The organism is Geobacillus thermopakistaniensis (genome assembly GCF_000498995.1).
Classification (GTDB): Bacteria; Bacillota; Bacilli; order Bacillales; family Anoxybacillaceae; genus Geobacillus; species Geobacillus thermoleovorans.
In genome coordinates, this window is the sequence record NZ_AYSF01000102.1 from 1 (window position 1) to 5,534 (window position 5,534).

General features: G+C 55.7%; 7 protein-coding genes and 1 pseudogene. 3 read left to right on the forward strand and 5 right to left on the reverse strand.

Features of this window, described 5'->3' with window-relative positions:
* From T260_RS0121150 to T260_RS1000000140055, 3 genes are all read left to right on the forward strand, one after another.
* A partial coding sequence (locus T260_RS0121150) for a homoserine O-acetyltransferase/O-succinyltransferase family protein (protein WP_031213250.1) occupies window positions 1–225 on the forward strand: 225 nt, incomplete at its 5' end.
* A gap of 172 nt (window positions 226–397) precedes the next feature.
* The gene (locus T260_RS1000000139200; protein ID WP_011231280.1) at window positions 398–496 is read left to right on the forward strand and encodes a YjcZ family sporulation protein; all 99 of its coding nucleotides are present in this window, start codon (window positions 398–400) and stop codon (window positions 494–496) included.
* A gap of 185 nt (window positions 497–681) precedes the next feature.
* Complete coding sequence (locus T260_RS1000000140055; protein ID WP_011231282.1) at window positions 682–831, forward strand: hypothetical protein; 150 nt, start codon at window positions 682–684, stop codon at window positions 829–831.
* A gap of 40 nt (window positions 832–871) precedes the next feature.
* On the opposite strand, the gene cobO is transcribed toward T260_RS1000000140055, so the two are convergent.
* The 5 genes and pseudogenes from cobO to T260_RS122710 form a co-directional block, all read right to left on the reverse strand.
* Window positions 872–1,417 carry a cob(I)yrinic acid a,c-diamide adenosyltransferase gene (cobO, locus tag T260_RS122725; protein ID WP_011231283.1) on the reverse strand — a complete coding sequence of 182 codons (546 nt, stop codon included), beginning with the start codon at window positions 1,415–1,417 and terminating at the stop codon, window positions 872–874.
* Window positions 1,398–2,168, reverse strand: a complete 771-nt coding sequence (cobA, locus tag T260_RS122720) for a uroporphyrinogen-III C-methyltransferase (protein ID WP_008880165.1) — start codon at window positions 2,166–2,168, stop codon at window positions 1,398–1,400. Before cobA ends, cobO begins: the two co-directional genes overlap by 20 nt.
* A complete protein-coding gene (gene cobT, locus T260_RS0121155; RefSeq protein WP_081712639.1) occupies window positions 2,165–3,223 on the reverse strand; it encodes a nicotinate-nucleotide--dimethylbenzimidazole phosphoribosyltransferase in 1,059 nt (352 codons plus the stop codon). Before cobT ends, cobA begins: the two co-directional genes overlap by 4 nt.
* Before the next feature lie 367 nt (window positions 3,224–3,590).
* Window positions 3,591–5,102 carry a cobyric acid synthase gene (locus tag T260_RS122715; protein WP_015374897.1) on the reverse strand — a complete coding sequence of 504 codons (1,512 nt, stop codon included), beginning with the start codon at window positions 5,100–5,102 and terminating at the stop codon, window positions 3,591–3,593.
* A pseudogene (locus T260_RS122710) lies at window positions 5,095–5,403 on the reverse strand (cobyrinate a,c-diamide synthase); the annotation flags it as partial. The pseudogene T260_RS122710 and the gene T260_RS122715, both read right to left, overlap by 8 nt.
* Between the last annotated feature and the right edge of the window lie 131 nt (window positions 5,404–5,534).

Below are 5,534 nucleotides of genomic sequence, written 5' to 3' on the forward strand. Positions count from 1 at the left end.
TGCTTCGATCGGAAAAGCTCGCCGAAAAATGATGCGACAACGCTCAAAGAAGAATATGAACGCGACTTGGCGAAAGGGCTGCCGATTCGCATCCCAGAATCATACTTTCCCAATGATGACCCAAGCCAGCCGCCGCTGAACACATGGCGCTCGCATGCCAATTTACTGTTTGTCAACTGGCTGAACTATTACGTGTATCAAGAAACGCCTTATGAATGGGAATGAAATCAATATATGCAATCATTTCACTTGAACCATCCCGAAAAAACGCCTTGCTGAAACATATGCAAGGCGTTTTTCTCATTTTGGCCGATTGTTTTCGTGTTTCGACAATCGCCCTGTTCTTTTAGTTTTTTTTGACATACAATACGATAGATTCCACCAGGAGGTGAACATGATGGGCGCTTGGCATGGAAACAGCTTTGCGTTGATTGTCGTTCTGTTTATTTTGTTGATTATTGTTGGATGTGCCTGCTTGGGCGGATATGCCTACTAACCGAAATCACTGATTGCCTTCATCCGGCCGCCGTGTTTGCCAGCATCCGGCCGGCTTGCAGCGGGAAAGCGGGAACACGAACGCTTCCCGCTTTTTTTATGCTGGGCTGTAGACAACCATGCATAGGAATGAAGGCATCGTCCATGCTAAACGTATGACAACGGCAGCCAAAGGAGGTGGAGCTCATGACGAAACGCCCAAACAACGGCAGCCGCAATCAAAACGCGCCAACGCAAGATCCGATGGCCTTGCTTCGCGGCCCGGTTTCCGGCGATAACAGCAAAGGACGTCGGCAAAACAAAATCCAAAATGACAAAACCGATGAAAATGCCTAACCTGCAAAAAAGCGGCCGTTTTTTAGCCGCTTTTTTGCTTCTAAAATTCAATCCCTTTCATCGCGGTCCTTCCTTGTTCATAGTCATGCTTGATGAGCTTCATTTCCGTAACGATATCGGCAGCCGCCATCAGCTCAGGGCGCGCCGCGCGCCCCGTGATGACAAGATGGAGCGACGGCGGGCGCGTGCGGATCAGCTCGAGCACCTCGCTGACTGATACGATATCTTCAACGGGAAAGCGGTCAATGGCCAGCACATTGTTCAGTTCATCGAGCACAATCATATCATACCGTCCGGAATACACATATTCTTTGGCCACCGCCCAGGCACGCTTCAATGCTTCCCGGTGGATGTCCGGCGTTTTCGTCCATGTGAAGCCGGCGCCGAGCTGACGGACGTCGACGCCAAGGCGCTCTAGGGCCAACTGCTCGCCGTATGTTCGTTCCGGCGATTTCAAAAACTGCAAAACCGCGACGTTCATTCCCCGGCCGACGGCACGCAGGGCAAGCCCCAATGCGGCCGTCGTTTTTCCTTTTCCGTCGCCCGTATAAACGATGACACGCCCGCTACGACGAGGCGTCGGCATCGACCACGCCCCCTTGCCGCTCCGGAAACCATTGGAGCGTCTCACGCAGACGAACGACATCGCCGATGATGATGATGGCCGGATGGGAAATGCCCGCCTGTTCCGCCTCGTCTGACAGCGTCGAAAGCGTCGCCGCCACCGTGCGCTGCCGCTCGGTCGTCCCCCATTCAATGATGGCCGCCGGCGTATCCGACGGCTTTCCGGCCGCCATCAAACGGCCGCAAATATCCGACAAGTTGGCCGCTCCCATGTAGACAATGATCGTATCGCATCCTCGAGTCAGCGCCTCCCAATCGATCCGCTCACTCCGATGCCCGCTGACCATCGCCACCGAGGCGGCGTAATCACGGTGGGTGACCGGAATGCCGGCGTACGCCGGCACAGCGATGCCGGATGTCACCCCTGGAACGATTTCAAACGGAATTCCGGCTTTCACCAACACTTCCGCCTCTTCACCAACGCGGCCAAAAATGCACGGATCGCCGCCTTTTAAGCGGACGACCGTTTTTCCTTGTTGCGCATGCCAAACGAGCAGCTCATGAATTTGTTCTTGAACCGTGTCATGTTTTCCCGGCTCTTTGCCGCAGTAAAGAAGCTCAGCGTCCGGCTTCGCGTAGCGCAGCAGCTTACGGTTGATGAGCCGGTCGTAAATAATGACATCCGCCCGTTCTAGGCATTCGCGGCCGTAAACCGTGATGAGCTTTTCATCCCCCGGCCCAGCGCCGACTAAATACACTTTGCCGACGGTCATCGCCCCTTCTCCCCTTTCGCATTGGCCGTGGAAATGCCCGCCGAGGCGAACGTCGCCATTTCGTTCACCATCGCCATTGCTGAAATCAAGAGCGGAAACGCTACCGCCGCGCCGCTTCCTTCGCCAAGGCGCATGCCGAGATCCAAAAGCGGCTCCTTCTCTAGCAAACGAAGGGCTATACTGTGCCCCGGCTCTTGCGAACGATGGCCGGCAATCATATAGTCTGTGACGTTCACGGCAAACTGGCGGGCCACAAGGGCAGCCACCGTGCAAATAAAACCGTCAAGCAAAATCGGGATGCGTCGTTCGGCGGCTGCCAGCATCGCCCCGGCCATAGCAGCGATCTCCAACCCGCCGATTTTCGAAAGCCCTTCAAGCGGCTTCGCCGGATCCGGCCGATGAAGCAAGAGCGCCCGTCGGATCACGTCCTGTTTATGGGCAAGCATTTCCTCCTTAATGCCGCTTCCTTTGCCAACGATGCGCTCAAGCGGTTCATCGGTCAACGTGGCCAATAAGGCGCTCGCGGCGGTCGTATTGCCGATGCCCATTTCGCCGACAATGAGCGTGCGGACGCCTTGTTCAATGATGGACGCCGCCTGTTCGTAACCGACATGAAGCGCCTGTTCGGCCTCGGACGGCGTCATCGCTTCCGTTTCCGCGAAATTGTTCGTTCCCGGGCGCACCTTTTTCTGAATGACGCGCTCATCAGCAATCGGCACGGCGACACCGACATCAATCACCTGAAGCAACGCGCCGATTTGCCGGCTGAAGGCGTTGATCGCCGCTCCGCCGTTGGCAAAGTTGTACACCATTTGCGCCGTCACTTCGGCCGGATAGGCAGACACCCCTTCTTCCGTGACGCCATGATCGGCCGCAAACACGAGCACTCCGGGCGGAGTGACGCGTGGAAGCAGCTCCCCGGTCATGCCGGCAAGCGTTGCCGCCACTTCTTCAAGACGGCCGAGGCTGCCGGGCGGTTTGGTCAATTGATCGATATAGGCACGCGCTTGTTCAACCATTTCACGGTGGATCGGTGGGATGGAAACATTCATCATGGGCGCACAATATCCCCCATCAAGCGGGAATATGCGCTTCCTCCTTTCTCGTCTATGATTGAGGGAACGCGTCAACTTTTCCATCCGAATCATGCCAACACCGTTGGCGAGGGCAAAACGGACGATTTGACGGCTGATTTTATGGTTTATAACCTTCATCCAGCAGGACTCTTTACGGCCGATTGTGCGAATCATATGGAGCTTCTTCGCTTTGCCCAACGTTCGCCGCAAAGCCGCATATCGTCGGCGAATGAAAGCGCATTGGCTGTCCTTGAAAAACAACGATTTCGTTCCAATGCTGGCAACGGCGATATAACGAAGTCCCAAATCAACGCCCATTGCCTTGGTGTCTTCCCGTTGTTGGACTTCAACTGTGATCGCGACAGCCAAATTGACGCATCATCTGTTCGATCCGCTCGACCGCCACGTGCTGGCGGACATGAGCGGCAAGCCGGTCGAACGCCTTTTCTTTGAGCGAGCGAAAGAGTCGGACGCCAGAAGGAGCGATTCCTTTTTGGCGGCGAATGTTGTTGAAAAACGCGGTGCGGAACGCATCGTTATGAAACAAATCGTGCATGTACGTGCCCAGCACCCGCTCATCACTGTGCTTCGCCCCTTCATGGCGGCCGTCCGCCTCAATAAGCGGCGCATAGCCAGGAAGCGGCGCCGAGCGGCCCATATGAATCTCGTATCCTTGCACCGAAAACCGCTCGCCCGCCCACGTAAGCATCCCTTCCGTACGGATCGTGATTTTCGTCCGCTCAAGCGTCGTTTCAATCGGCAGCAAACCAAGTCCTTTTACTTCGGGGAGCGGCGTCTCGACTCCATACGGATCGCGGATGACAGCGCCAAGCATTTGGTAGCCGCCGCATAAGCCGACGACTCTCGCTTTTCCTTCATTGACAAGCGACACAATGCGGGAAGCGAGTCCTCTTTTCTTCATATAAATCAAGTCTTCGATCGTGTTTTTGCTGCCGGGAAGCACGATCACATCCGGCGCTCCAAGCTCGTCGACGTGCGTCACCAACCGGACGCGGCAGTCCGGTTCTGCCAGCAGCGGGTCGATGTCGGTGAAATTGGCGATTTTCGGACAGCGGATGACAGCGACATCAATCGCTTCCTCTCCCCCGACAGATGAAGCAAACCGCTCAAGCGACAGCGAATCTTCAGCATCGATCGCCAAATCAGGCAAATATGGAACGACGCCAAGCACCGGCACGCCGGTGTGCTGCTCAAACCAATCGAGCCCCGGCTTAAGCAGCGCCACATCGCCGCGAAACTTGTTAATGATGACCCCAATGACCCGCTTTCGGTCCTCAGGCTCAAGCAGCGACAGCGTTCCAACGAGGCTCGCGAACACCCCGCCCCGCTCAATATCGCCGATCAACACGACCGGGGCGTTGGCGAGACGGGCGATGCGCATGTTGACCAACTCGCGGTCGTTTAAGTTTACTTCCGCCGGGCTTCCCGCTCCTTCAATGACAATCCGGTCATACTCGTTCATCAACGTTTCGAGCGACTGACGGATGACGGCCAGCCCTTGGTGGAAAAACTCGTTCCGGTAAGCGAACGCCTGCATATTGCCGTACGGTTTGCCAAGCACAACGATTTGCGATTCATGCTCGCGGCTTGGCTTAATCAAAATCGGATTCATCTCAGCGCGCGCCGCCACTCCGGCCGCTTCGGCCTGAATTCCTTGCGCCCGTCCGATTTCGTTTCCGTCCGGCGTCACGTAGGAGTTTAACGACATGTTTTGCGACTTGAACGGCGCCGTCTTCCAGCCGTCTTGGGCGAACATGCGGCAAAACGCGGTGGCGATGACGCTTTTGCCGGCATCAGAATGGGTGCCTTGAAACATAATCGGCAGCGCCTTAGCCATTGATGGTCACCTTCTCGCATTCGGCGAGCCACCGCTCAACCATCGCCGGGGCGGACGCGAAATGAAAATGGACATAGCCGGCGACAAGCCGGTGCGCCAAATAACCGTCAGGCTTCGTTCCTTTCCGGCCGCTCGTTTCGTAGGCAAACGGCGTCTCGCCGCGCGGCTCATAAACGGAGTAGTGAAACTCATGGCCGCGCGCTGTTTCTCCTTCCGGCAATAGAAAATTTCCATTTCGACCGCGCACTTCGCGGTAGCCAAGCGCCGCGAGCTTCGTCTTCATCACGACCTTCCCCGGGATGTTTTCGGCTTATTTTTTAAAGCGTACACAAGAAAACATGTGTACGAGATAAACACCAAAAATGTACGCTGGACACCAAAAATGTACGCCGAAACAACCAAAAATGTACGAGATAAACACCAAAAATGTAC